We start from the raw sequence: 331 nt of genomic DNA on the forward strand, positions 1-331 counted from the left end.
AAATTAATTACAAACTTAGGGGCACGTATGAATATACTTGGGTATATGCAAAAAGTAGGTAAGGCATTGATGGTTCCCGTAGCCACACTGCCAGCTGCAGCAATCCTTATGGGGATCGGCTACTGGTTGGATCCTGTTGGTTGGGGTTCAGAGAGTATTCTGGCCGCATTTTTGATCAAATCAGGTGGTGCGATCATCGACAACATGGCGGTTCTGTTCGCGGTGGGTGTCGCATTTGGTTTAAGCCGTGATAAGAATGGTTCTGCGGCACTGTCCGGTTTTGTGATGTTCCTTGTCGTGACCACTCTACTGGCTCCAGGCTCAGTTGCTC

1 protein-coding gene is annotated in these 331 nt (G+C 48.6%); it reads left to right on the forward strand.

The genetic code is table 11. The annotated features are described in order from the left end of the window. Positions 1 to 27: 27 nt before the first annotated feature. On the forward strand, positions 28 to 331 hold a 304-nt coding region (locus AB4496_RS29640), incomplete at its 3' end, for a PTS transporter subunit EIIC (RefSeq protein WP_372133719.1).

It is taken from the genome of Vibrio sp. 10N.222.46.A1 (assembly GCF_041473595.1).
GTDB lineage: Bacteria > Pseudomonadota > Gammaproteobacteria > Enterobacterales > Vibrionaceae > Vibrio > Vibrio tasmaniensis_A.